This window comes from Pseudomonas sp. ACN5 (assembly GCF_002303975.1).
Taxonomy (GTDB): Bacteria; Pseudomonadota; Gammaproteobacteria; order Pseudomonadales; family Pseudomonadaceae; genus Aquipseudomonas; species Aquipseudomonas laurylsulfatiphila.
On sequence record NZ_MRCP01000007.1, the window covers coordinates 210,603 to 233,440 of the forward strand.

The 22,838-nt window shown below is 60.8% G+C and carries 16 protein-coding genes; 9 read left to right on the forward strand and 7 right to left on the reverse strand.

Annotated features, from left to right (window positions below; all coding sequences use genetic code 11):
• Positions 1-161: 161 nt before the first annotated feature.
• A complete protein-coding gene (locus BSF40_RS15400) occupies positions 162-2,075 on the reverse strand; it encodes a sigma-54-dependent Fis family transcriptional regulator (protein ID WP_095965730.1) in 1,914 nt (637 codons plus the stop codon).
• Positions 2,076-2,398: 323 nt separating this feature from the next.
• On the opposite strand from BSF40_RS15400, the gene BSF40_RS15405 reads away from it, so the two are divergent.
• From BSF40_RS15405 to BSF40_RS15445, 9 genes are all read left to right on the forward strand, one after another.
• Positions 2,399-3,919, forward strand: coding sequence for an aldehyde dehydrogenase family protein (locus BSF40_RS15405; RefSeq protein WP_095965731.1), 1,521 nt, complete (start codon positions 2,399-2,401; stop codon positions 3,917-3,919).
• Positions 3,920-4,191: 272 nt separating this feature from the next.
• Positions 4,192-5,565, forward strand: coding sequence for an ethanolamine permease (gene eat, locus BSF40_RS15410; protein WP_015096992.1), 1,374 nt, complete (start codon positions 4,192-4,194; stop codon positions 5,563-5,565).
• Between the two features lie 189 nt (positions 5,566-5,754).
• Positions 5,755-7,149, forward strand: a complete 1,395-nt coding sequence (locus BSF40_RS15415; protein WP_095965732.1) for an ethanolamine ammonia-lyase subunit EutB — start codon at positions 5,755-5,757, stop codon at positions 7,147-7,149.
• Positions 7,146-7,982 (forward strand): ethanolamine ammonia-lyase subunit EutC, encoded by an 837-nt coding sequence (gene eutC / locus BSF40_RS15420; RefSeq protein ID WP_371918088.1) that lies wholly within the window; start codon positions 7,146-7,148, stop codon positions 7,980-7,982. Before BSF40_RS15415 ends, eutC begins: the two co-directional genes overlap by 4 nt.
• Positions 7,983-8,096: 114 nt before the next feature.
• Positions 8,097-8,558 carry an N-acetyltransferase gene (locus tag BSF40_RS15425; protein ID WP_015096995.1) on the forward strand — a complete coding sequence of 154 codons (462 nt, stop codon included), beginning with the start codon at positions 8,097-8,099 and terminating at the stop codon, positions 8,556-8,558.
• Positions 8,559-8,788: 230 nt separating this feature from the next.
• Positions 8,789-9,445 (forward strand): DedA family protein, encoded by a 657-nt coding sequence (locus BSF40_RS15430; protein ID WP_095965734.1) that lies wholly within the window; start codon positions 8,789-8,791, stop codon positions 9,443-9,445.
• Between the two features lie 4 nt (positions 9,446-9,449).
• Positions 9,450-10,262, forward strand: a complete 813-nt coding sequence (locus BSF40_RS15435; protein ID WP_095965735.1) for a zinc-dependent peptidase — start codon at positions 9,450-9,452, stop codon at positions 10,260-10,262.
• A 113-nt stretch (positions 10,263-10,375) separates the two neighbouring features.
• Complete coding sequence (gene ppa / locus BSF40_RS15440; RefSeq protein WP_007894323.1) at positions 10,376-10,903, forward strand: inorganic diphosphatase; 528 nt, start codon at positions 10,376-10,378, stop codon at positions 10,901-10,903.
• A 229-nt stretch (positions 10,904-11,132) separates the two neighbouring features.
• On the forward strand, positions 11,133-11,879 hold the full coding sequence (locus tag BSF40_RS15445) for a S24 family peptidase (protein ID WP_095965736.1): 747 nt from the start codon (positions 11,133-11,135) through the stop codon (positions 11,877-11,879).
• Between the two features lie 305 nt (positions 11,880-12,184).
• On the opposite strand, the gene BSF40_RS15455 is transcribed toward BSF40_RS15445, so the two are convergent.
• The 6 genes from BSF40_RS15455 to BSF40_RS15480 form a co-directional block, all read right to left on the reverse strand.
• A complete protein-coding gene (locus BSF40_RS15455; protein WP_095965738.1) occupies positions 12,185-13,198 on the reverse strand; it encodes a YhcG family protein in 1,014 nt (337 codons plus the stop codon).
• Positions 13,199-13,497: 299 nt separating this feature from the next.
• Complete coding sequence (locus BSF40_RS15460) at positions 13,498-14,310, reverse strand: YfaP family protein (protein ID WP_095965739.1); 813 nt, start codon at positions 14,308-14,310, stop codon at positions 13,498-13,500.
• A 3-nt stretch (positions 14,311-14,313) separates the two neighbouring features.
• Positions 14,314-15,933: a DUF2300 domain-containing protein gene (locus tag BSF40_RS15465; RefSeq protein ID WP_095965740.1), complete on the reverse strand. Its 1,620-nt coding sequence runs from the start codon at positions 15,931-15,933 to the stop codon at positions 14,314-14,316.
• A gap of 1 nt (position 15,934) precedes the next feature.
• Entirely contained in the window at positions 15,935-20,494 is a 4,560-nt protein-coding gene (locus BSF40_RS15470) for an alpha-2-macroglobulin (protein WP_095965741.1), read from the reverse strand.
• The gene (locus tag BSF40_RS15475; RefSeq protein WP_104451308.1) at positions 20,491-21,129 is read right to left on the reverse strand and encodes a DUF1175 domain-containing protein; all 639 of its coding nucleotides are present in this window, start codon (positions 21,127-21,129) and stop codon (positions 20,491-20,493) included. Before BSF40_RS15475 ends, BSF40_RS15470 begins: the two co-directional genes overlap by 4 nt.
• Complete coding sequence (locus BSF40_RS15480) at positions 21,126-22,838, reverse strand: DUF2138 domain-containing protein (protein WP_095965743.1); 1,713 nt, start codon at positions 22,836-22,838, stop codon at positions 21,126-21,128. The genes BSF40_RS15475 and BSF40_RS15480 overlap by 4 nt, the downstream gene beginning before the upstream one ends.

Sequence of the window (22,838 nt, forward strand, 5' to 3'; positions counted from 1 at the left end):
GGTTAGCGTAGGGTAGGGAAAATCGCACCTGATGTTTCAGATCTGAAGACGCCTTCGCGAGCAAGCCCGCTCCCACATTTTGCTCGGAGGTGTTCACACAGTTGTGTTCACTATAGAACCAAGGTGGGAGCGGGCTTGCTCGCGAATGGCCACGACACGGTTTACCGGGCGATACCGTGCTTACGCAGCTTGCGATACAGGGTATTGCGACTGACCCCAAGCTGCTCCGCCGTATGCGTCATATGCCAGCGCGTCTGCTCCAGCGTCGTGAGCAACGCCAGCCGCTCGGCATCTTCCAGCGGATGCTCCGACACCTCTTCAATCGTCGACACCACCGGCCGTGCCTGTCGAATCATCGCCGGCAAATCTTCCAGGCCGATCCGTCCGCCCTCACACAGAGCTGCCAGCGTACGCAGCACATTTCGTAACTGGCGCACGTTGCCTGGCCAGGCAAATCCCAACAAAGCCTCGCGTGCCGGCCCGTCAATCGACACCGCTTCTCCGTGCGCCTCTTCGGCCAGTAAAAAATCGAGCAACTGCGATTTGTCACTGCGATCACGCAAAGCCGGCAGCGCGACTTCCAGCCCGTTGAGGCGGTAATACAAATCCTCGCGGAAGCTGCCGTCCTGCACGCGATCCAGCAAATTACGGTGGGTGGCGCTGATGATCCGCACGTTTACCGCTTCCGGCTCGCCACCGATCGGCACCACCTGCCGGTCCTCCAGCACCCTCAGCAATCGCGTCTGCAGGGCCAGTGGCATGTCACCGATTTCATCGAGGAACAAGGTCCCGCCGTCGGCCTGCTGCAACTTGCCACGCATGCCTTCCTTGCGCGCACCGGTGAAGCTGCCGCCACGGTAACCGAACAGCTCGCTTTCGATCAGGCTCTCGGGAATGGCCGCGCAATTGAGGGCGACGAAGGCTTTGTCCGCCCGCTGGCTGGCGTGGTGCACCGCTTTGGCGAAGGCCTCCTTGCCGGACCCGGTTTCGCCGTTGATCAGCAGCGGCACGTCGCGCTCGTACACGCGCAAGGCCTTGCGAAAGTCCGCCTGCAAGGTCACATCATCCAGGCAAATGCCCGACAGGCGCGGTGCCGGTGCAGCCTTGGGAGCTGGCTCCATCGGAGTCGGCAGCGACCGCCGCGCCTCGCCGCGCAATACCGCGAACAGCTTGCGACCATCACGGGTACGCAATGGCCAACTGGCTGCGGCATTGATACTCGCCCGCCCCAGCAACTCATCGAGCGAGCAATCGAAAAACGCTTCCACCGGTTTACCCAGCAAGCCGCCGCGAATATGCCCCAGCAGGTTCAGCGCACTCTGATTGACCGCGCAGATGCGCCCTTCTCCGTCGAACGCCAGCAGACCTTCGCTGAACAAACCGACGGACTCAGCCTGCAAGTGAAAACGCAGCAGCCATTGGTTGTCGAAGCAGCGCAGGAAGTAACAGCTCTCGATCATCTTCGCCGACAGATTGACCAACGCCATGGTGTGGAACTGACTTTGCCGCGACACATCGCGCCGCGCCGACGACACGTCGAGCACCGCCAGCAATTCGCCATGGGGATCGAAGACCGGGCTCGCCGAGCAGGTCAGGCCGGTGTGGCGGCCGCGAAAGTGTTCGTCCTGATGGATGGTCAGCGACTGACGCTCCACCAGGCAGGTGCCGATACCGTTTGTGCCTTCGCAGGCCTCGCTCCAGTCGGCGCCGAGCCAGAGCCCGGCACGCTCGAAAATCTGTCGTTCGGCAGGCGCGGTGACGCAATTGAGGATCACGCCGCGGGCGTCGGTCAGCAGCACTGCATGGCCGGCACCGGAGAGTTGCTGGTGCAGGCTGGTCATTTCATTGCCAGCGATGTGCAGCACTTGCTGCAAGCGTTCGCGACTTTCAAGGACACGACCGTGTTCCAGCACCGTCGGTGCGATGCTCAAGGCCGGGTCGAGGTGATAGTCCTCAAGGCAGCGCAGCCAGGAGCGGGCGATGGACGGATCACTGCCAGGGCCATGCAGGTGGGCCTTGCCCTGAGTAACGGTCAGAACCTGCTGGGCATGGCGACTCAAATGGTTGTCGTGCATTTCTTATTATTCTCCCCCCGAAAGGTGTACACGCTCCCTGTAGGAGCTGCCGCGTCAGTCCTTGTGATTGCCCGAGCATCCTCCAGCCGGGCCAGCATTGCAATGCTGGCAAGACCGCCCGGTCACAGGCCGTGTCAGAATCGGTACAAAGTGTCACGCCAGCTGTACCGAAAGCGTCACAGCCGCACTCCATCCGTCCGACAAAAAACGCGCAAGGCCTTGATTTGCCTGAGCTGCAACGCACTGGCCCGCCCCTTGCTCTACGCTTATAACAAGCGCACATGCGCGACTCCCTATAAGCACAAAAGCAAGGAGAGACCACCATGCGTTACGCTCACCCCGGTACTGAAGGCGCTATCGTTTCGTTCAAAGCCAAATACGGTAACTACATCGGCGGCGAGTTCGTCGCGCCTGTCAAAGGTCAGTACTTCACCAATACCTCGCCAGTGAATGGCCAACCGATTGCCGAATTCCCCCGCTCCACGGCCGAAGACATCGACAAGGCCCTGGACGCTGCCCACGCCGCCGCCGATGCCTGGGGCGCCACGTCCGCCCAGGCGCGCTCGCTGGTGCTGCTGAAAATCGCCGACCGCATCGAACAGAACCTCGAACTGCTGGCAATCACCGAATCCTGGGACAACGGCAAGGCCGTGCGCGAAACCCTCAACGCTGACATCCCGCTGGCCGCCGACCATTTCCGCTACTTCGCCGGCTGCATCCGCGCCCAGGAAGGCAGCGCCGCCGAAATCGACGGCAACACCGTGGCCTATCACATCCATGAACCCCTCGGCGTGGTCGGCCAGATCATCCCGTGGAACTTCCCGATCCTGATGGCCGCCTGGAAACTCGCTCCGGCCCTGGCTGCCGGTAACTGCGTGGTGCTCAAACCCGCCGAGCAAACCCCGCTGGGCATCACCGTGCTGGTCGAACTGATCGGCGACCTGCTGCCACCGGGCGTGCTGAACATCGTACAAGGCTTCGGCAAAGAAGCCGGCGAAGCCCTGGCCACCAGCAAACGCATCGCCAAGATCGCCTTCACCGGCTCGACCCCGGTCGGCTCGCACATCATGAAATGCGCCGCCGAAAACATCATTCCGTCCACCGTGGAGCTGGGCGGCAAGTCGCCGAACATCTTCTTCGAAGACATCATGAAGGCCGAACCGTCCTTCATCGAGAAAGCCGCCGAAGGCCTGGTGCTGGCGTTCTTCAACCAGGGCGAAGTCTGCACCTGCCCTTCCCGCGCGCTGGTGCAGGAGTCGATCTACGACGAATTCATGCAAGTGGTGATGAAGAAGGTCCTGCAAATCAAACGCGGCGACCCGCTGGACACCGACACCATGGTCGGCGCCCAGGCGTCCGAGCAGCAATTCGACAAGATCCTTTCGTACCTGGAAATCGCCAAGGGCGAAGGTGCCGAACTGTTGACCGGCGGCAAGGTGGAAAAACTCGAGGGCAACCTGGCGAGCGGCTATTACATCCAGCCGACGCTGCTCAAGGGCACCAACAAGATGCGTGTGTTCCAGGAAGAAATCTTCGGCCCGGTGGTGAGCATCACCACCTTCAAGGACGAAGCCGAAGCCCTGGCCATCGCCAACGACACCGAGTTCGGCCTCGGCGCCGGCCTCTGGACCCGCGACATCAACCGCGCCTACCGCATGGGCCGCGCCATCAAGGCCGGTCGTGTATGGACCAACTGCTACCACCTGTACCCGGCGCACGCCGCGTTCGGCGGGTACAAGAAGTCCGGCGTCGGCCGTGAAACCCACAAGATGATGCTTGATCACTATCAGCAGACCAAAAACCTGCTGGTGAGCTACGACATCAATCCGTTGGGCTTTTTCTAAAAAATCGGGGCGCTACAGGTGTTTTTGTGGCGCCCTTTTTACCGCTTTCGCGAGCAAGCCCGCTCCCACAGGGGGTTTGTGTAAACCCGCATCAGGTAACCGACACAAGTCCAATGTGGGAGCGGGCTTGCTCGCGAAGGCGTCCGTGATGACCCAACACACAAAGCCTGGCCGCTCTGGCACGGGCCTTGCGTACCCGTAATTCAGCGTTTCACCCAACCCGTCACACCCGAAAGTCCAAAAGATCGAACAATAAAAAATAGAGAGGACTTATGACTACTTCTTCCACACAGCTCAAACCCACACTCGGCACCCTGCATCTATGGGGCATTGCCGTCGGCCTGGTGATTTCCGGCGAGTACTTCGGTTGGAGCTACGGCTGGGGCACCGCAGGTACCCTGGGTTTTCTCGTCACCGCATTGATGGTGGCGACGATGTACACCTGCTTCATTTTCAGCTTCACCGAACTGACGACGGCGATTCCCCACGCTGGCGGGCCATTTGCCTATAGTCGTCGGGCCTTTGGTGAAAAAGGCGGGTTGATCGCCGGCATCGCTACCCTGATCGAGTTCGTCTTTGCCCCACCGGCCATCGCCATGGCCATCGGCGCCTACCTCAACGTGCAATACCCGGAACTGGACCCGAAGATCGCCGCCGTTGGCGCCTATTTCGTGTTCATGGGCCTGAATATCCTCGGCGTCAGCATCGCGGCCACATTCGAACTTGTGGTCACCGTGCTGGCCGTCGCTGAACTGCTGGTGTTCATGGGCGTGGTCGCCCCGGGCTTCAGTTTCAGCAACTTCGTACTGAACGGCTGGTCGGGTGCCAATGAATTCACGATGGGCTCGATTCCTGGCATCTTCGCCGCCATTCCCTTCGCGATCTGGTTCTTTCTCGCTATCGAAGGCGCAGCCATGGCCGCCGAGGAAGCCAAGGATCCGAAGCGCACCATCCCCAGGGCCTACGTCAGCGGCATTCTGACCCTGGTGTTCCTCGCCATTGGCGTGATGGTGATGGCGGGCGGCGTCGGCGACTGGCGCCAACTGTCGAACATCAACGATCCGCTGCCCCAGGCAATGAAGGCCGTGGTCGGCAATAATTCGACCTGGATGCACATGCTGGTGTGGATCGGTCTGTTCGGCCTGGTGGCGAGTTTCCACGGGATCATTCTTGGCTATTCACGCCAGTTCTTCGCCCTGGCTCGCGCTGGCTACTTGCCCAAAGGCCTGGCCAAACTCTCGCGCTTCCAGACGCCGCACCGGGCCATTCTGGCCGGTGGCGTGATCGGCATTGCGGCCATCTACAGCGATGGCCTGGTCAATCTGCAAGGCATGACCCTGACGGCGGCTATGATCACCATGTCGGTATTCGGCGCCATCGTGATGTACATCATCAGTATGCTGAGCCTGTTCAGACTGCGTAAAACCGAGCCGAACCTGGAACGCACCTTCCGTGCGCCAGGCTATCCGATCGTACCGGGGATCGCGCTGTTCCTGGCAGTGGTGTGCCTGGTAGCGATGGCGTGGTTCAACACCTTGATCGGCCTGATCTTCCTCGGGTTCATGATCGCCGGTTACCTGTACTTCCAGTTGACCGCCCGGCAGCGCTCCGAAGCACCGGCGGACGCTATGCTCGAAGGTATCTGAATGCACCGGTGCCGGGCCCGCTGCCCGGCGCCTGCATGATTGAAGTGCACGCAGTTCCCATGTGGGAGCGGGCTTGCTCGCGAAGGCGTCGTGTCAGTCGGCATCTATTTTGAACGACACCCCGCATTCGCGAGCAAGCCCGCTCCCACAGAAGAGCAGATTGCAGTCATTATTGGAGGACTCCGCCCCATGGCCACATTCGCCCATACCGTCGGCGCCCAGACTTACCGCTTCGACAGCCTCAAGGACGTGATGGCCAAGGCCAGCCCGGCCCGCTCCGGAGATTTTCTGGCCGGCGTCGCCGCGCTCAACGATGGCGAGCGGGTGGCCGCACAGATGGCTTTGGCCGACACTCCGCTAAGCCACTTTCTGCAGGAAGCACTGATCCCCTACGAATCCGATGAAGTCACCCGACTGATCATCGACACCCATGACAAACAGGCCTTCGCGATCGTCAGCCACCTCACCGTCGGTGGTTTCCGCGACTGGCTGCTCAGTGACGCCGCCGATGAACAGGTCCTGCGCGCCCTGGCACCCGGCCTGACGCCGGAAATGGCCGCCGCCGTATCAAAGATCATGCGTGTGCAGGATCTGGTGCTGGTGGCGCAAAAAATCCGCGTGGTCACGCAGTTTCGCGGCACTCTGGGTCTGCGCGGGCGCCTGTCCACGCGGCTGCAACCCAACCACCCCACCGACGAACCGGCCGGCATCGCCGCGAGCATTCTCGACGGCCTGCTGCACGGCAATGGCGACGCGATGATCGGCATCAACCCGGCCACCGACAGTATCGCCTCGATTTGCGCGATGCTGGAGATGCTTGACGCAATCATCCAGCGCTACGAAATCCCGACCCAGGCTTGTGTGCTGACCCACGTCACCACGTCGATCGAAGCGGTCAATCGCGGCGTCCCATTGGACCTGGTGTTCCAGTCGATCGCCGGCACCGAAGCGGCCAATGCCAGTTTTGGCATCAACCTGAGTGTGTTGAAAGAAGGCTATGACGCCGGATTGAGTCTGAATCGCGGCACCCTGGGCCAGAACCTGATGTACTTCGAAACCGGCCAGGGCAGCGCTCTGTCGGCCAACGCTCACCATGGCGTCGATCAACAAACCTGCGAAACCCGCGCCTATGCTGTCGCGCGTCACTTCAACCCGTTTCTGGTCAACACCGTTGTCGGCTTTATCGGCCCGGAATACCTGTACAACGGCAAACAGATCATCCGCGCCGGCCTGGAGGACCACTTCTGCGGCAAATTGCTTGGTGTGCCCATGGGGTGCGACATCTGCTACACCAACCATGCCGAAGCTGACCAGGACGATATGGACACCCTGCTGACCTTGCTGGGTGTCGCCGGGATCAACTTCATCATGGGTATCCCGGGCTCCGACGACATCATGCTCAACTACCAGACCACCTCGTTCCACGATGCGCTCTACGCCAGGCAGACCCTGGGGTTGAAGCCCGCGCCGGAGTTCGAGCAATGGCTGGCGAAAATGGGCATCTTCACTCAATCGGACGGCAGGATTCTCTTCGGTGACAGCCTGCCGCCGGCCTTTCGGCAGGCCTTGGCGCAATTGGGATGAGTAATGACATGGATAAACTACCCTTCGATCCCCACAACCCATGGCTGGAACTGCGACGCCTGACACCGGCGCGAATTGCCCTGGGCCGAACCGGCACCAGCATTCCCACCCGTGCGCAACTGGACTTCCAGTACGCCCACGCCCAGGCGAGGGATGCGGTGCACTTGCCGTTCGATCACGCGGCACTCAACTCACAACTGGCCGAACGCGGACACGAAAGCCTTTTGCTGCACAGCGCAGCGATCGACCGCAACAGTTACCTGCAACGCCCGGACCTGGGACGAAAGCTGAGTGACGCGTCGGCAAAGACCCTGCGTGATTACGCTGCGGCGCATCCTGGCGGGATCGATCTGGTGATTGTGATCGCCGACGGCCTGTCGGCACTGGCCGTTCATCGCCACACCCTGCCCTTTCTGGCACGCCTCGAAGAACAGATTGCAGCCGAAGGCTGGACTCTTGCGCCAGTGATATTGGTCGAACAGGGGCGCGTGGCGGTCGCTGACGAAATCGGTGAGTTGCTGGGTGCGAAAATGACCGTCATCCTCATCGGCGAACGCCCTGGCCTCAGCTCTCCGGACAGCCTGGGATTATATTTCACCTACAATCCCAAGGTCGGCCTTACCGATGCCTACCGTAATTGCATCTCCAACGTGCGGCTCGAAGGCCTGAGTTATGGCATGGCGGCACACCGTTTGCTGTATTTGATGCGAGAAGCCTGCCGACGGCAGTTGTCAGGGGTCAATCTGAAGGATGAAGCACAGGTTCAGACCCTGGAGTCGGACGCGGGAGCCGACATGAAAGATAATTTCCTGCTTGGGCCGCCGAATGCCTGAACCGCTTCCGCATTGCACATTCGTACCAGTTTAAGGCAGGATCGTGGCACGGCCGCCAAGGGTTTCCCATCGCCGTCAGAGACGTAAGACAGCCACTTGAAGACGAGACCTACCATGCGGATTATTCAAGCGACCCTCGAACACCTGGACCTGCTGACCCCGTTGTTCGTCAAATATCGCGAGTTTTATGGCTCCCTGCCGTATCCGGACTCGTCCCGGGCGTTCCTCGAAAAACGCCTGCGTCGCAAGGAGTCAGTGATCTACCTGGCGCTGTCCGATGACGACAGCAACAAGCTGATGGGTTTCTGTCAGCTGTACCCGAGCTTCTCCTCGCTGTCACTCAAACGCGTGTGGATCCTCAACGATATTTATGTCGCCGAGGACGCCCGCCGCCAGTTGGTGGCCGACAACCTGATCCGTACCGCGAAAAAAATGGCCAAGGAAACCAATGCCGTACGCATGCGCGTTTCCACCAGCAGCAACAACGAAATCGCGCAGAAAACCTACGAGTCCATCGGATTCAAGGTAGACACCGAATTCAAGAACTATGTGCTGCCGATCAGCGACGAACTCTGAATCACCTGCACCCTGCTCGCGATGGCATCGCGAGCAGGCTCCCCCCCGTTCGTTATCAAACATCAGCCCTGTCATGACATTCCCCGGTACAATCTCGACGCGATTTTCACCAGTCGCCTCGTATAATTCCGATATTCCCGGCTTGTAAGAAAAACTACCCCTATCCGTAGTCTTACGCGAAGTCATCCGCACAGGCCTGTAGACTCGGGCCAATACCACAGGTGCTATCCATGGATTTCAACCCGATCGACATTGTCCTGCATCTCGACGTCTACCTCGACATGCTGGTAGCCAACTACGGGGCATGGATCTACGCCATTCTGTTCATGGTGATCTTTTGTGAAACCGGCCTGGTGGTCATGCCCTTCCTGCCGGGCGACTCCCTGCTGTTCATCGCCGGCGCCGTGGCGGCCGGTGGCGGCATGGACCCGGTACTGCTCGGCGGTCTGCTGATGCTGGCGGCGATTCTGGGCGACAGCACCAACTACATCATCGGACGAACGGCGGGTGAAAAACTGTTCAGCAATCCAAACTCGAAGATCTTCCGCCGCGACTACCTGCAACAAACCCACGACTTCTACGACAAGCATGGCGGCAAAACCGTGACCCTGGCGCGCTTCCTGCCCATCATCCGGACCTTTGCCCCCTTCGTCGCCGGTGTGGGGAAAATGCCCTATCCGCGCTTCTTCGCCTTCAGCGTGCTGGGCACCATCCTGTGGGTCGGTGGCCTGGTGACCCTCGGTTATTTCTTCGGCAACGTACCGTTCATCAAGAAGAATCTGTCGCTGCTGATTGTGGGCATCATCCTGTTGTCGCTGGTGCCGATGATCATCGGCATGGTGCGTAGCCGCCTTGCCGGCTCGAGCTCCAAAGCCGAATCGCGCTGACACGATGTGGTCCCTGAGCGCCTGGCGTCGCAGACGCACCCTGGCCAGGCACCCGATTGCCGATGACATGTGGCAACGGGTGCGTCATCACCTGAGCTTTCTCGATGGCATCAGTGCCGCCGAAGACCAATGGCTGCGCGAAGCCTGCGTGCTGTTCCTCGAAGACAAGCACCTGAGCGCCCTGCCCGGCGTTGAACTGCATCAGGAGCAACGCTTGCTGCTCGCTGCCCAGGCGCAACTGCCGCTGCTTCACCTCGGCGACCTGAACTGGTATCAGGGCTTCCACGAAATCATTCTCTACCCCGATGACTTCCTCAGCCCCCAGCGCCATCGCGACGCCAGCGGCGTCGAGCATGAATGGGACGGTGAGCACAGCGGTGAAGCCTGGCAGCAAGGCCCGATCATCCTCGCTTGGCCCGGCGTTTTGGCCAGCGGAGGCTGGGAAGGCTACAACCTGGTGATCCACGAACTGGCGCACAAACTCGACATGCTCAATGGTGACGCCAACGGCCTGCCGCCATTGCATCCCGACATGCGGGTCAGCGACTGGGCCAAGGTCATGCAAGAGGCCTACGACGACCTCGACCGGCAACTGGAACGCAATCCCGACGCTGAAACCGCCATCGACCCGTACGCCGCCGAAAACCCTGCCGAGTTCTTCGCCGTCACCAGCGAATACTTCTTCAGCGCCCCGGATTTGCTGCACGAGGCTTATCCACGGGTGTACCAGCAGCTGAAGCTGTTCTATCGCCAGGACCCGCTGGCGAGGTTGAAGCAACTTCAGGCGCATGACCCTGTCTATCAGGCACACCAGTGAGCGCCATACGACTTCTGGTACATGGCGTCGACACAGGAATATGCCTATAATCGCCGCCACTTTTTGGTCAATCCGGCCAAGTGTTTCTGGTCAACTAACGGGGGCAACGCCCAATGAGCTACAGCAAGATTCCGGCTGGCAAAGACCTGCCGAACGACATCTACGTCGCGATCGAGATCCCGGCCAACCACGCGCCGATCAAGTACGAAATCGACAAAGACAGCGATTGCCTGTTCGTTGACCGTTTCATGGCCACCCCAATGTTCTACCCGGCCAACTACGGTTACATCCCGAACACCCTGGCTGACGACGGTGATCCCCTCGACGTGCTGGTCGTGACCCCTTACCCGGTTGCTCCTGGTTCGGTGATCCGCGCTCGCCCGGTCGGCATCCTGAACATGACCGACGACGGCGGCGGCGATGCCAAAGTCATCGCCGTTCCGCACGACAAGCTGTCCCAGCTGTACGTCGACGTCAAGGAATACACCGACCTGCCAGCACTGCTGATCCAGCAGATCGAGCACTTCTTCGCGAACTACAAAGATCTCGAAAAAGGCAAATGGGTGAAGATCGAAGGCTGGGCCGGTGCAGACGCCGCCCGCGACGCGATCACCAAGTCGGTTGCAGCCTATAAAGGCTAAGAGCAGTCGCGAGCTTCCAGCGGTAGGCTGCAAGAAAAACCCCGGGTGATCCGGGGTTTTTTGTGGGCGCTTGATAAGCGAATTAAACAGAACGTTTAGTCTTGTTCGGCATAGGTTTTTATCTGTTTAAAATTCCTCAAGAACGTCTTACATCCGGTCGTAAATTACCCACGAAATTTGAACGAGGCGTTTATTCAAACCCTTGTTAGCCGCCAGTAGACTCGCGTTCATGAAAAAGAACACTAGCGGACCACGCTTTAAAGCGCTCCTCGAAGCAGCGAACATCACGACCACCGGATTTGCCGACTTTCTGGGTACGGCTCCGCAAAATGTACATAACTGGTACACCCGCGGCGTGCCTGCCCATTGCATGGAAGAAGTCGCCCGAAAACTCTCCGTCAACAGCGACTGGCTGAAAACCGGCGAAGGCTCGAAAGACGCCCGGCATCTGCGCCTGATCGAGGAGTCCGGCAACACCTACGACGCCCAAACCATCCGCGGCGTCTACACGGTCATAGAGCCTGTCGACGTCGAACTGCCTTTCTACAAAGAAGTTGTCATCACCCCCGGGTCCAACAAAACCCACGTCATAGAAGACCCCGAGACATCCATCCGCCTGCCCCGCAGCCATCTCGATGCACTGGAAATCAACCACGCCGACGCCATCTGCGCCTTCATGAGCGGCAACAGCATGGGGGAAAAAATTGAAGACGGTTCAACCCTGGCGATTGACCGAGGCCTGACCCAGATTGTCGATGGCGAGATTTACGCCATCGAACATGACGGCATGCTGCGTATCAAGTACCTGCACCGACTACCGGGCAACTCCCTGCGATTGCGCAGCCACAACCGCGCCGAGTACCCGGATGAAATCTTCCGGGCGGCACAAATCGAGGAACAGAACATCCGGGTACTGGGTTGGGTGTTCTGGTGGTCGACCCTGAACAAACGGCGGCCGGCGGTGCCCTTTCTTTAAACGCGCCACAACGCCCATCGGCCATCCATCCAGGTGGCCGAACAGCTCTGCATGGCACTTCCCGCTGGGAATTTGCGCCAAACCTGCGTATGCTGCGCACCACATTTGCGCATCGACCCGCCCTGCGGCTCAGATGCGCTGACCTGACAGATGACTTTCTCACCAGGTCCCACAGCCGGACGCAAGATCCGGGTGTACGTTTTGAAGGCTGGCGCGGTTTACCAAAAATGATCCAAGCCAGTCCCCGAGAAGCCGGCCACAAGCCGGCTTTTTAATGCCTGAAAGAAGGCGATTCACAATAAAAATCACTCAGCCCCTTCAGTATTCTGCGCATAAAACTCCTGCAGCTTGGCTTGCAACAGTTTCTTGTCTGGCAATTGAGTGCGGTACTCCGCAATCAAGGCTGGCGACAGTGAGCGGTTCAAGGCGTACTCGACGATTTCGTCCTCTTTGCTCGCGCACAGCAATACGCCGAGCGCCGGGTTTTCGTGTGGTTTGCGGACATTGCGGTCCAACGCTTCAAGATAAAAATCCATTTTCCCCAGGTATTCCGGCTCAAAGCGCCCGACCTTGAGTTCGATCGCCACCAGGCAGTTCAGCCCGCGGTGGAAAAACAATAGATCCAGCGCAAAGTCCCGCCCGCCTACCTGCAACGGATATTGCGAACCCACAAAGCAGAAGTCCCTGCCCAGTTCGATCAGAAAGTCCCTGAGCTTGTGCAGCAGGCCTCCATGCAAGTCTGTCTCTGCATGACCACGCTCCAGAGCCAGAAACTCGACCACGTAGGCATCCTTGAACACGTCCAGGGCCTGGGGATGAATTTGTCGCAGCGGTGCTGAGACTTTTGCCGGGCTGACCACTGAACGTTCAAACAGAGCGGCCTTGAACTGCCGCTCCAGTTCGCGGCTCGACCACTTTTCCTGGATTGCCATGCGCAGGTAAAACTCGCGCTCCTCCGGGTGTTTGCTCTGGTTGAGGATGATCAGATTTTGAGTCCATGGTAATTGTCTCAGCAGTGCTGAGACTTTTACGTCATGCCTGTACGCCTCGAAAAATTGACGCATACGAAACAAGTTAGGCCGGGTAAAGCCTCGCAATCCCGGCTGGGTACGAGCGAGATGAGCGGCCAGTTGAGCCACCACCCCATCACCCCACTCCGCCGCTTCAATCTTGCGGCTGATGTAGGCCCCAACCTGCCAGTGCAGCTCTATCAGCTCGGTGTTGACGGCCTGCATGGCGCGATGTCGCGCGGCCACAATCAGTTGGGTAATTTCACTGAAAGCAGAATCGAGAGAGGTATTGCCAGGAAGATCATTCACGTCAGGGCATTTCCATGTCAGCGGGAGGGCCCTCTCAATTACTCCTGATACCGACGCAGTAACATTCACAATGTATTTCTGCATGAAACAACGCTAACAAGCATCCGTCCCGCCCAGAGAACACTTGCCAAGCCAAAATGGCCGATGCTAGATCCACCCGGTCCAAAGACCGCTACCCTTAACCCGGAAGAGGCTCTGCCGGGCGGACTTCGCTTTCAAGCTCAACGATGAAGCCCTGTATGGCGCCAAGGATCACGGGCGCAATCGTGTGCAAACCCTGCGCAAGTTGTACCTCAACCTCACGGATAGCTGAACGATTTCACCAACGTCAATTCCCCGACCGCCCGCATCGGCACCAGGAAGGTCTCCATCTTCTCGCTCGGCGTGCCTTCCTCGGTAATCACCGTCACCTGCGCGGTGGTCAGCGCTTGCACCGCGTCTTCCTGCCCCTGTTCATCACTGCTGTAGCCGCCACCGAAGTAGTTCACATACACCAGATACTGGCCCTTGATCGGTGCGGGCATGGCGAAGATTTCCGGGCCGTAGCCGGTCGTGACGTCGACGTCGAGCGCTGCGCCGTTGGGGACGATACGGTCGCCGTACCAGATGTGCGCGCCGTCGGGGGTGATGAGGTGCAGGTCGAGGTCGGTGTTGTCGCTGTCCCATGCCAGTAACACACGTAACTTGGCCGGGGTCGCACCACCGCTGCTGTTGAGGAATTGCGTGCGGTGGCGTTGCTGGCCATCGGGGTTGCGAACTTCGACGCTGTTGCTGCCGTTGGGGAATGAGAACGGGCGATCGAAGCGGCCGGCCGGGTCGATTTTCAGCGGCATGCTCACCCCGTTGACGATCAGCCGGCCGGGCTCTGTGGATTTCGCTGTGGCTTTGATCTGGCCGCTGATGCGTGCGGTGTTGGCCTGCCCTGCCGGGGTGTTGACCGACGAGGCCGGGTAGTTGACGACCTGCCGGAAGCTTTCCCCCTCGCCCTCGGGCGCGCCGGTGCGCCAGCCGCCTGCGGGGGTGTCGAGTTTGACGCTGTCCGCCGCCATCACTGATGGCAACGCCAGCAGCGAGCAGAGACACAGCAAGACCTGTGGATGACGGAGTTTCATGGTCTATTCCAGCAAGAGGTGGCGGGCGAGCCCTTCGATGTAGGTTTCATCCTGGCCGTTGGGGTGTGCCTCGAAGGCCAGGTGCAGGTATTCGTGGGTCAGGTCGAGGCGGTCTTGCAGCGTCAGCACGCCACGCACGTAGATACGCTGGCGTTCGCGGTCGACATAGGGGCGTCCGAAGGCCAGGCGGCATACGGCGAAGGTGCTGACTTCGTTGTAGCCGACCTCGCCTACCAACCGCGCACGCCAGCCGCGCCGTTGTTTCTGCAGCCAGTCTTGCGCGGCAGGCAATGCTTCGCAGGACGCGATCGGGTTGTCCCAGCGACTGAGACTGGCGCGGGGGTAGGCGTGCAGCAGGATGGCGTCGTAGCGCTGGCCGGCGCGGGCCTGTTCGACGGCTTGCTGCCAGGACAGTTTGTCCGGGCCGGGTTGATCGGAATGATAGGTGACGGTGCTGCCGGCCAGGACCAGGTCGCGGGTCCACGCGGCGATGTCGCGTGACTCGGACGATGCCGGACGCGGCGCGACCCGCTGACGGCTGCTGCTGTCGTCGATGCTCAGGCAATCACCGCTGCGCGTGGCGTTTTGCAGCAGGTACGTGCGGATGGCCACCGCAAGGGCTTTGGCGGCCTCGACCGGCTCGGCAGTGGCTTCGCGCTGGAGCACACGGGCGACGTACTCTTCGCGATCCAGCCGGGCGACGAGCTTGTCATTCAGCAGAAAGAGTTCGCCGTCACTGTGGATATCCAGCGAATTGCCGTTGGCGAATTCGACGCGGTAGTCACCCTGTAACGCTCCGGAAGTCACCGCGGAGCCTCCTGACAAGACACGCCGAAGTGGATAGCGGGAGAACAGATCAACTTCTACACACTGCGCTGCATCCGCAGGCCAGGAGACAGGTATCACCTTAGACAACGCCCAGGCGTTATCGCGCAATACCCGCTGACTGGTGCCCCGCCCCCCGGCCCAGACCGGTGTGCCATCCGCCGTCCAGCCGGCAAACCCACCCTGGCGTGACGTGGCATCCTGATCCGCCAACCAGCTCCAGGTCTTCACCCGCAGGCGGCTTCCAAGTTCGCCGACGACATTGCCATCGGCGGCATTGAGCACCACATCGAGCAACACACGTCGAGCTTGATCCTGCGCCGGCAGCACGGCCAACACCTTCAACAGTTGCGCCACCGAAACCCGGGTAGCCGGTTGCAACGAAGGTAAATCCAGCAACCATTGCGGCGCCTTCCGTGCCTGCCAATAGGCTCGCCAGTCGGCCTCGCGGATGCCCAGTCGCGCGGGTTCGAAATACAGACCGCATGACTTCACCAACGCCTGATCGCGCTCGATCCTGCCGCCCGCCGTGCAGCAATAGACTTCTTCCTTCGACTGGCCGCGACATTCGTAAGCCGGCTCACGCGCACCGGTATCCACCAGCCAGGCGTAGACGAACAACTTCCACACACTGCCCAGTGGCGTCTGCAAGGCCTGCGGCAGTGGTTCGCGAGCGATTACCTGAGTTCGGCTCAACGACAGTAAATCGCCCTTGAAGGCCAGGCGCAGCGGTTCCTCCTGCGCTGTCGCCAGCACAGGGATCAAACACAGCAGCCACCCCAGCAGCAACCTGTGCACGTCAGTGAACCGTGACCTGGCCAAGGGCTGCCTTTTGTTCCCTCGCCTGATGCTGCGGCGCATACACCTGAGTGAATCGCACCGGCGGCAAGTTGAACTGCCCCTTCTGCGAGAAACGCACCAGATGCCGCAGGCGCAATTCGCCACTCAAGGCATCGACCGGAACGGCATAAGCCATTTGCCCCGGCTCGAAACGCGCCTTCTCCAGCGATGTCGGTTCGGTGCCAGCCTTGCCCATGAGCTTGATGCCCCAGGTCGTGCGCTCGACATCGGCGCCCGGTGGCAGCGGCACTTCCAGCAGACCGTAGCGCAGCGGTCTGGCGGCTTTGCTGGTGAGGATCACCTCGTCGAGATAGAGGCTATCGCTGGACAGGGGCGCGTTGCCGACCGCTTCGAGTTTGAAGGTAAAAGCTTCATCCCCCGGCACCAGCCGCGACAGGCGACGGGTGATGGTCACGGCCATCGGATCGACCGTCGGCTGCTGGCTGCGGTAGCTCAATGCAGCGCGCAGCGGACGCTCCTGCACCCCGCTCAGCGTCAATACCGCCGGCACTGGCGCAGGCCCCTGCCACGTCCAATACATCTCACCAGAAACCCCGTACTGCTTCTTCCAGCCTTCACCCGGGGCCAATGCAATGGTGGGCGATGCCTGCTCGATGCTGCGCTGCAGCCAGGTGAGCGCCAATGCCCGCTCCAGAGTCGATTGCTGCGGCAACAGACGTTGCAGCAACGCCTGGGCGTGAGCCTGATCGAAGGGGTGCAGCGACAGGTTCAGCGCTTCGGCAAACGGCTGGGAACTGACCGCCAGACGTTGCTGCGCGTCGGCCAGTTGCCGGTTGAACGCATCCGGCAAAGCGACCTTCGCCTGCCTGGCCAGCGAGGCCGTCAGCACTCGCGCGGCAGCCAGCCCCAGGGCTGAGTCAGGATCGCTCATGACGAGGCTGTCATCACCGTCCTCCATCAGGTTCGCGGTACTGCCCTCGCCCGCTTTCACCAGATCGTCCATCAGGCCACTGAGCAAGGTGCTGACCGGTAACTGCATCTGCCTGGCGAACGACAGGATCAGCGCCCGCTGCAGCAGCGGCGTGTTGTTCGCCTGTTTGGCGTAGACCTCCAGCACCCGCTGCCAGTGTTCCGGCGGCAGGCTCAGGTCCAGCACCCGGCTGGCGTGCCAGTCGGCGTAATAGGCGTAGGCGGTGAGGAACGCGTCCGGCTCGCCGTCCATGCCCCACCAGGTGAAGCTCGCCGAAGGACCGGCCATTTGTACCAGGCGCAGGCGACTGTTTTGCATGATCAGGCGCAAGCGATCGCGGATCTGCGGATTCGCCGCCAGCGTCGGGTAGGCGATGCTCAACGGCAGCAGGCGACTGGCAGTCTGCTCGACGCCACCGTAGGGGTAGCTCAACAGATCGTCGAGGGCCGAACGGAACAACGCTTGCGGACTGTCATCCAGGCGCAGGCGAATATCGGTCGCGTCTGCCGGCAATGTCAGCGGTGTATCGCCGCTGCTCACATCGAGACTCTGGGATTGCGTCACCCGCCAGCCTTCACCGGTCGCGCTCAGGTGCACTGTCAACGCGTCAGCGGTTTTGCCGTCCTGCACCAGCTCGGCGCTCCACTCGCCATTGGCCAGTTCGAACGCCGGCAACGGGACGTAGTTGATGCCGCTGTTGAGGGTCACAGGTACGCGCTGTTCGTTGCCGGCGTAACGGGTCACCAGTTCGGCCTTGAGCGGTTTCTCGGCCTGACTGAAGGCGAACACTCCGAGGTCCGGTTTGTCGCCGGTACGGAATCGACTCGGCCCGCTCCACTTCAGGTACAGCGGTTTTTCCGAGCGAACGAATTGCTTCTTCTGTCCGACCTGACCGTCATCGGCGATGGCCCTGGCGGTGATACGCCAGCGGGTCAGGGAGTCAGGCATCTTGAAGGTGAAACGGGTCTTTCCGTTGGCGTCGGTCAACAACTCCGGCTGCCAGGCTGCTGTGTCGACGTCCTCGCGACGCGGCCGCTCCAGCACCTTCACGCCGCGCTCACTGCGATTGGCTTTGCCCGGTGCACCGGGGCTGCCCGGCAAGGCGACGTCATAACTGATGAACGACAAACTGGCGCTGGTGCGCACGTTGTTGCGCCGCGGGTGATAGAAGAACTGGTCGATGCTCGGCGCGACTTCCGGTTGCAGCGCGTAGACCATTTCATCGACCACGCTGACCGTCAGGTGCGCCGGGATCGGCTTACCGGCAAATTGAGTCGTCAGGTCCACCGAGACGGTTTCGCCCGGCTGGTAGGTGTCTTTATCGGTGGCGATGGCCACGTCGATCTGAGCCGTTACTACCTTGATGCCGGCGTTCTGGAAACTGTACTGGCCGCCCTTGGTGTACAGCACCGAGAAGGTCAGGTTCGGCGCGAAGCCGTCCTTCACCGGGATGCGCGCGCGGTATTGGGTATCGCTGAGTTTTTCCGTCTTCAGCCAGTCACCGCCTTTGGACAGCAGCGCGGTCGCCTCGACCTTGTCCCGCTCCAGCGACAACAAGGCATCGTTGACCGGTTCCGGAAAAGTGATCAGCGCCAGCGCTTCATCGCCCGTGATGTACTCGGGCTTGTCGAGGACGATTTCCACGGTGCCGGGTACGGCCTTGACACCTTCGCCGGTGACCGAATGCCCGGTGGCGCCGACCACGCGACCGTGGTCATCCTTGAGCGTCAGGTTGTAGGTGCCCGGTCGGTCAAAGGCCAGGGTGAAACCTTTGTCGGTTGCCGCGAGTTTTCCTTGACCGGTGCTCTGGTCTTCCAGACGTACCCAGCCGTAGCTGCCGGGTGTAACGGCCTGGGCCTGCTCGCCTTCGCGGGTGTAGCTGAACGCAACCTTGTCGCCCACCGCGCTGAAGCGTCGGGGCGCGCTCAAGCGGAAGTTCGCCGCGCCACGGTCGATAAGGATTTCCTTAGTGGTCTTGACCCGATACGCCGCGCCGTCGCTGGCGAACACGGTGAGCATGTAGCGACTCGGTTTGTCGGCGGCGGGCAGGTCGAGCGTTGCGTTGCCCTTGGCGTCGGTGGTCAGTTCGGTACTGGTCAGTTCCACCGGAAATTGCCCGAGGTATTGCAGTTCGTTGTCGACCATCGACAGCTGTTGGGCGCGCAGGCTCAGGCTCAATTTCGCATTGGCCACCGGTTTGCCGTCCGGGTACAGCAGCACCAGGTTGCCCTTGACCGGCTCGCCGGTGCGGTAATCCTGCTTGGCCAGATTGAGTGAAATCTCGAAGTGCGGCTTGATGTATTCAGCGACGCGGAAGGCGCTGCTGTAGGTCTGGTCCTTGTAGGTGAAGCGCAGTTCATAACCACCGGCCACGGCATTGTCCGGCAACTGGAAGCGGCCCTGGGTGCCAGCCTTGGAATCAAGCTTCAGATCGAGGGATTGCAGGGCCGTGCCGGTGGCATCGAGCACGCTCACATTGACGTCGGCAGCGCTTGGCTGCACCGAGTCCCGCGCGTTCTTGAATTCACGCCCGACGATTTTCAGCGACACCCAATCCCCCGGCCGATACAGCGGCCGGTCGGTGAAGGCATAGAGTTTTGTGTCGTAGATTTCACTGTCGTAGTAGAAGTTCTCGGAGACGAACACCCCGCCCTCTTCGTCTTCACCGATCACGAACGAACGCTCGGGGCTGACGTGTTTCAAGCGCAGCAAGCCGTCGCTATCCGTGGCGCCGCTGCTCATCACACCCAGGCCGTCGGTCCACAGCACATTGACCTTCGGCACCGAGCTGCCTTCGTGTTTGCGCGCGGCCCACACCAGCAATTCGTCACCGGCAATCTTGCTCACCGCCACGGTGTTGGAGACGAACACCATGGTGGTCGCGCGGTACTTGCCGATCAGCGCTTCCACCAGATAAAGACCCGGTTTGAGAGTGCCCAGCGGGATGTACACATTGCCCGGCGCGACACTGACAAACTCGCTGGAAGACCCGGCCAGGTTCACCCCCGCCGGTGGCTGGATCGGCTTGGCCTGCCACAACGGGTAACGGAACTGGCTGACCACCGGCAAGCCCGGTATCAACGCGAATTGCGGCTGTGCATCGTAGGGCGTTGGCGCGGCCATCGCATTGCCCATCTTCAGTTCCGGCACTTCCTCGGTGACTTGTTTACGCGACTCGTAGGAAAACGCCCGCTGCATCACCCGGCGGGATTTGCGATACCAGTTGTCCCACAGGTACGCGAGGGTGTTGGACAGGCCTTCCCCCTTGAACTGGCCATCGCTGACCACCCGATGCAGATTCTTCTGGCGCTTGAGGAAGTCCAGCGGCTTGTCGATGCGATACACCCGAATGTCCGCGCCGCCATAAGGCTCCATGCGAAACCGGCGATAGTCGCGGCCCGGCGCTTCGAGGCGCACCATCGCCGGTTCATCGCTGGCGAAACTGCTGTCCGCCAGCAGGAAAAAGCTCTCGCCAGCCACTGGCGCATAGCCGCTGGCCGGAACCGAGTCATCGGCGTTAACCACCGAGAGTGGCAGCGCCCACACCAACATCAGAGACAGAAAACGCAGCATGCGGGCACCGGTCATTGGGAGAGAAAATTCAGTCGATAGACGCCGATGAAGTTGGGGTTGGCTGCGTCGGGTATCCATCGGGTGTCCTTCCATGTCATGAGTTGCTGCAGGCTTGCCGAACGCATGCCGTTGTCGGTGGGTGTGGTGGTGCCGGTGTGATAGGCGATGTAGCGGCCCATCCAGATCATCAGGTGCTGGTCGTCGCCCTGATCGAAAAACATCAGGTCGCCGGGGCGTGCCTGTGACACATCGCGGCTGACCAGATGGCTGTTGAACTGGATCAATTTGATCGCGTTGACGTACGGCCCGACCTTGCCACCACCCTGCTGCCACTGCTGGGCGAGACCGCGCTGGGCGTCGCTCAATTGCAGCTCCGGTGGCAGGTAGCGATTGGACAGGCCATTGCTGCGCAGCCATTTGTCGTCATGGACTTTCAGCGCTTCATTGGCGGCGAAGCGCACCAGCCCGGCGCAATCCTGCTGATACCAGCGAGGGCTCGGGCCCTGGCTCAGTTGCTCCTGGGCGATGCGCACGAACCAGGCGCGGAACACCTGGGATTGCTGCGGGTCGAGCGATGGTGCTTCGACAGCGCGGGCACCTGCGCTCAGCAACAACGCCAGCAGGCCGAGACTGCGGATCAATGCCGTCACAGGGCTTTCCACTCCAGCGGCAGCCACTGCCAGTGGCCGTCTGGCTCGCTGCCTTCGGGCAAGGTCAGGGCGTATTTGCCGTAGCCACCGAGCGTGCGCAGTTTCGGAATCAGGAAGGTTTGTGCGGCGTTATAGAACACCGGTTCCATGTCCTGGGGCAGGCTGTCGAGGGTTTCCTGCTGCATCAGTTGCGCCATGGAATCAGGGCCGAAATAGACGGGCATCAGCAAGTCCTTGGGCACCACGTCGGCCATCGGCGGGAAGCGTTTGTCGAGGGTGCCGAGGGCTTTGTCCACCAGCTTGTCGTCGAGGGAAAACAGCAACGTCGAACCATGGCGCGCCAGGCTGACTTTCATGAACGCCTTGCCGGTGATGGCATCGGGATCTTGAGCTTCCCTGGCCGAATAGGGACCGTAACTGGAGCTGACCTGACGTTGCCACTGATGGCTCTGGCCTTCCTGTTTTTCCAGCACCGGGAAGGCACCGTCTTCGACGTTGCTCTCGTGCGCACCGACCATCGAGCCGAACAGTTTGCCCAGATCCCCATCGAGCTTGCCGCCGTCGTCATCGTTGAGGCTGGCCACCAGTAAGGGCGTGTACAACCGCGAATCGGCATACCAGCAAAGCCCCGCCGCGCCGGCCATGTGTTCGGTCAGTGCCTGGGCCACCTTCTCCTCTGCACCGAGCTTCACCAGCAACGGCTTCTGTTGTTCGGCAGCCAGCGGCAACGCCACGCAAGCGCTTGCGCCCATGGGCATGGCTTGCCAGATCGGTTTGAAATCGAAGTCCGACTGATTTTCCAGTTCATCCATGGCCAGGAAGCTGTGCCAGCCCGTGTCGTCCATGTCAAAGCGCAGGCCGGCAAAGTTCGGAATGAAACGCTGGTAACCCATGGCCAGCACGCTGGCATTCACCGACAGACGTTGTTTCACCTGCGGCGCACGAGGCGGCAGGCCGAAGGCTTCGGGAAACAGCTTTTCGCCATTGAGCAGCGCGGCAATAGCCGTGGTCGATACGCTGCCCGGTTCCTCTATTGCACCGTTTTGCGGATCGTAGAGTTTCGCCGGATTGGACAGCACCACCAGTTTGTCGCCATGGGACGCGAACAGCAGCGCCTTGCTGGCGTTGTAATTGAGCTGATAAAGCGGCACGTCTTCGCTGCCGACCTTCACGTCAGCGACCTTGCTCAGCTGCGAGTCGTCCAGCGCGACTTTGGCCATCGGTTCCAGCACCTTGGCCAGGCCGCCGCGATCCATCACCAGCAGGAAATCCTTGAGCCGCCCGTCCGCCCCGCGCCACAACGCGACGTCGGCAGGCTGATCGAACAGTTGCTCGATCAGGGTGTCCTGCAACTTCAGGTCATGTTCGTAGATGATCCGCCGCAAACTGCCGATCAGGCCGAGGCGATCGGCGTGGGTTTCGTAGTAGAAGACGAAATCTTCGGTCAGGGTTTCCTTGAGGAAGGGCACCGCGAGCAGGTCTTTGGGCAATTGGCTCAAAGAGTGGGTCTCCAGCAAACCATCCGGCCGGCCCATACCCAGTTTGTCACTGGCCAACGCAGGCGCCGGGGCCTTGGGCTTGTGCATGAGCCACCCCAACCCACCGGCTACGCCAGCGACCAGGCATATGCCGATCAACAGCGTCGGCCAATGCAGGTGAGGTTTGGCCGCGGGTGCGCCGGCGGCCGGAGTAACAGTGCTATCACTCAT

Coding starts and splice junctions, on each gene's coding strand:
- BSF40_RS15470 (WP_095965741.1), bottom strand. CDS start 20,494: ATGACCGGTGCCCGCATGCTGCGTTTTCTGTCTCTGATGTTGGTGTGG.
- BSF40_RS15460 (WP_095965739.1), bottom strand. CDS start 14,310: ATGAAACTCCGTCATCCACAGGTCTTGCTGTGTCTCTGCTCGCTGCTG.
- ppa (WP_007894323.1), top strand. CDS start 10,376: ATGAGCTACAGCAAGATTCCGGCTGGCAAAGACCTGCCGAACGACATC.
- eat (WP_015096992.1), top strand. CDS start 4,192: ATGACTACTTCTTCCACACAGCTCAAACCCACACTCGGCACCCTGCAT.
- BSF40_RS15430 (WP_095965734.1), top strand. CDS start 8,789: ATGGATTTCAACCCGATCGACATTGTCCTGCATCTCGACGTCTACCTC.
- BSF40_RS15480 (WP_095965743.1), bottom strand. CDS start 22,838: ATGAGTGATAGCACTGTTACTCCGGCCGCCGGCGCACCCGCGGCCAAA.
- BSF40_RS15445 (WP_095965736.1), top strand. CDS start 11,133: ATGAAAAAGAACACTAGCGGACCACGCTTTAAAGCGCTCCTCGAAGCA.
- eutC (WP_371918088.1), top strand. CDS start 7,146: ATGAGTAATGACATGGATAAACTACCCTTCGATCCCCACAACCCATGG.
- BSF40_RS15415 (WP_095965732.1), top strand. CDS start 5,755: ATGGCCACATTCGCCCATACCGTCGGCGCCCAGACTTACCGCTTCGAC.
- BSF40_RS15400 (WP_095965730.1), bottom strand. CDS start 2,075: ATGCACGACAACCATTTGAGTCGCCATGCCCAGCAGGTTCTGACCGTT.
- BSF40_RS15435 (WP_095965735.1), top strand. CDS start 9,450: ATGTGGTCCCTGAGCGCCTGGCGTCGCAGACGCACCCTGGCCAGGCAC.
- BSF40_RS15425 (WP_015096995.1), top strand. CDS start 8,097: ATGCGGATTATTCAAGCGACCCTCGAACACCTGGACCTGCTGACCCCG.
- BSF40_RS15405 (WP_095965731.1), top strand. CDS start 2,399: ATGCGTTACGCTCACCCCGGTACTGAAGGCGCTATCGTTTCGTTCAAA.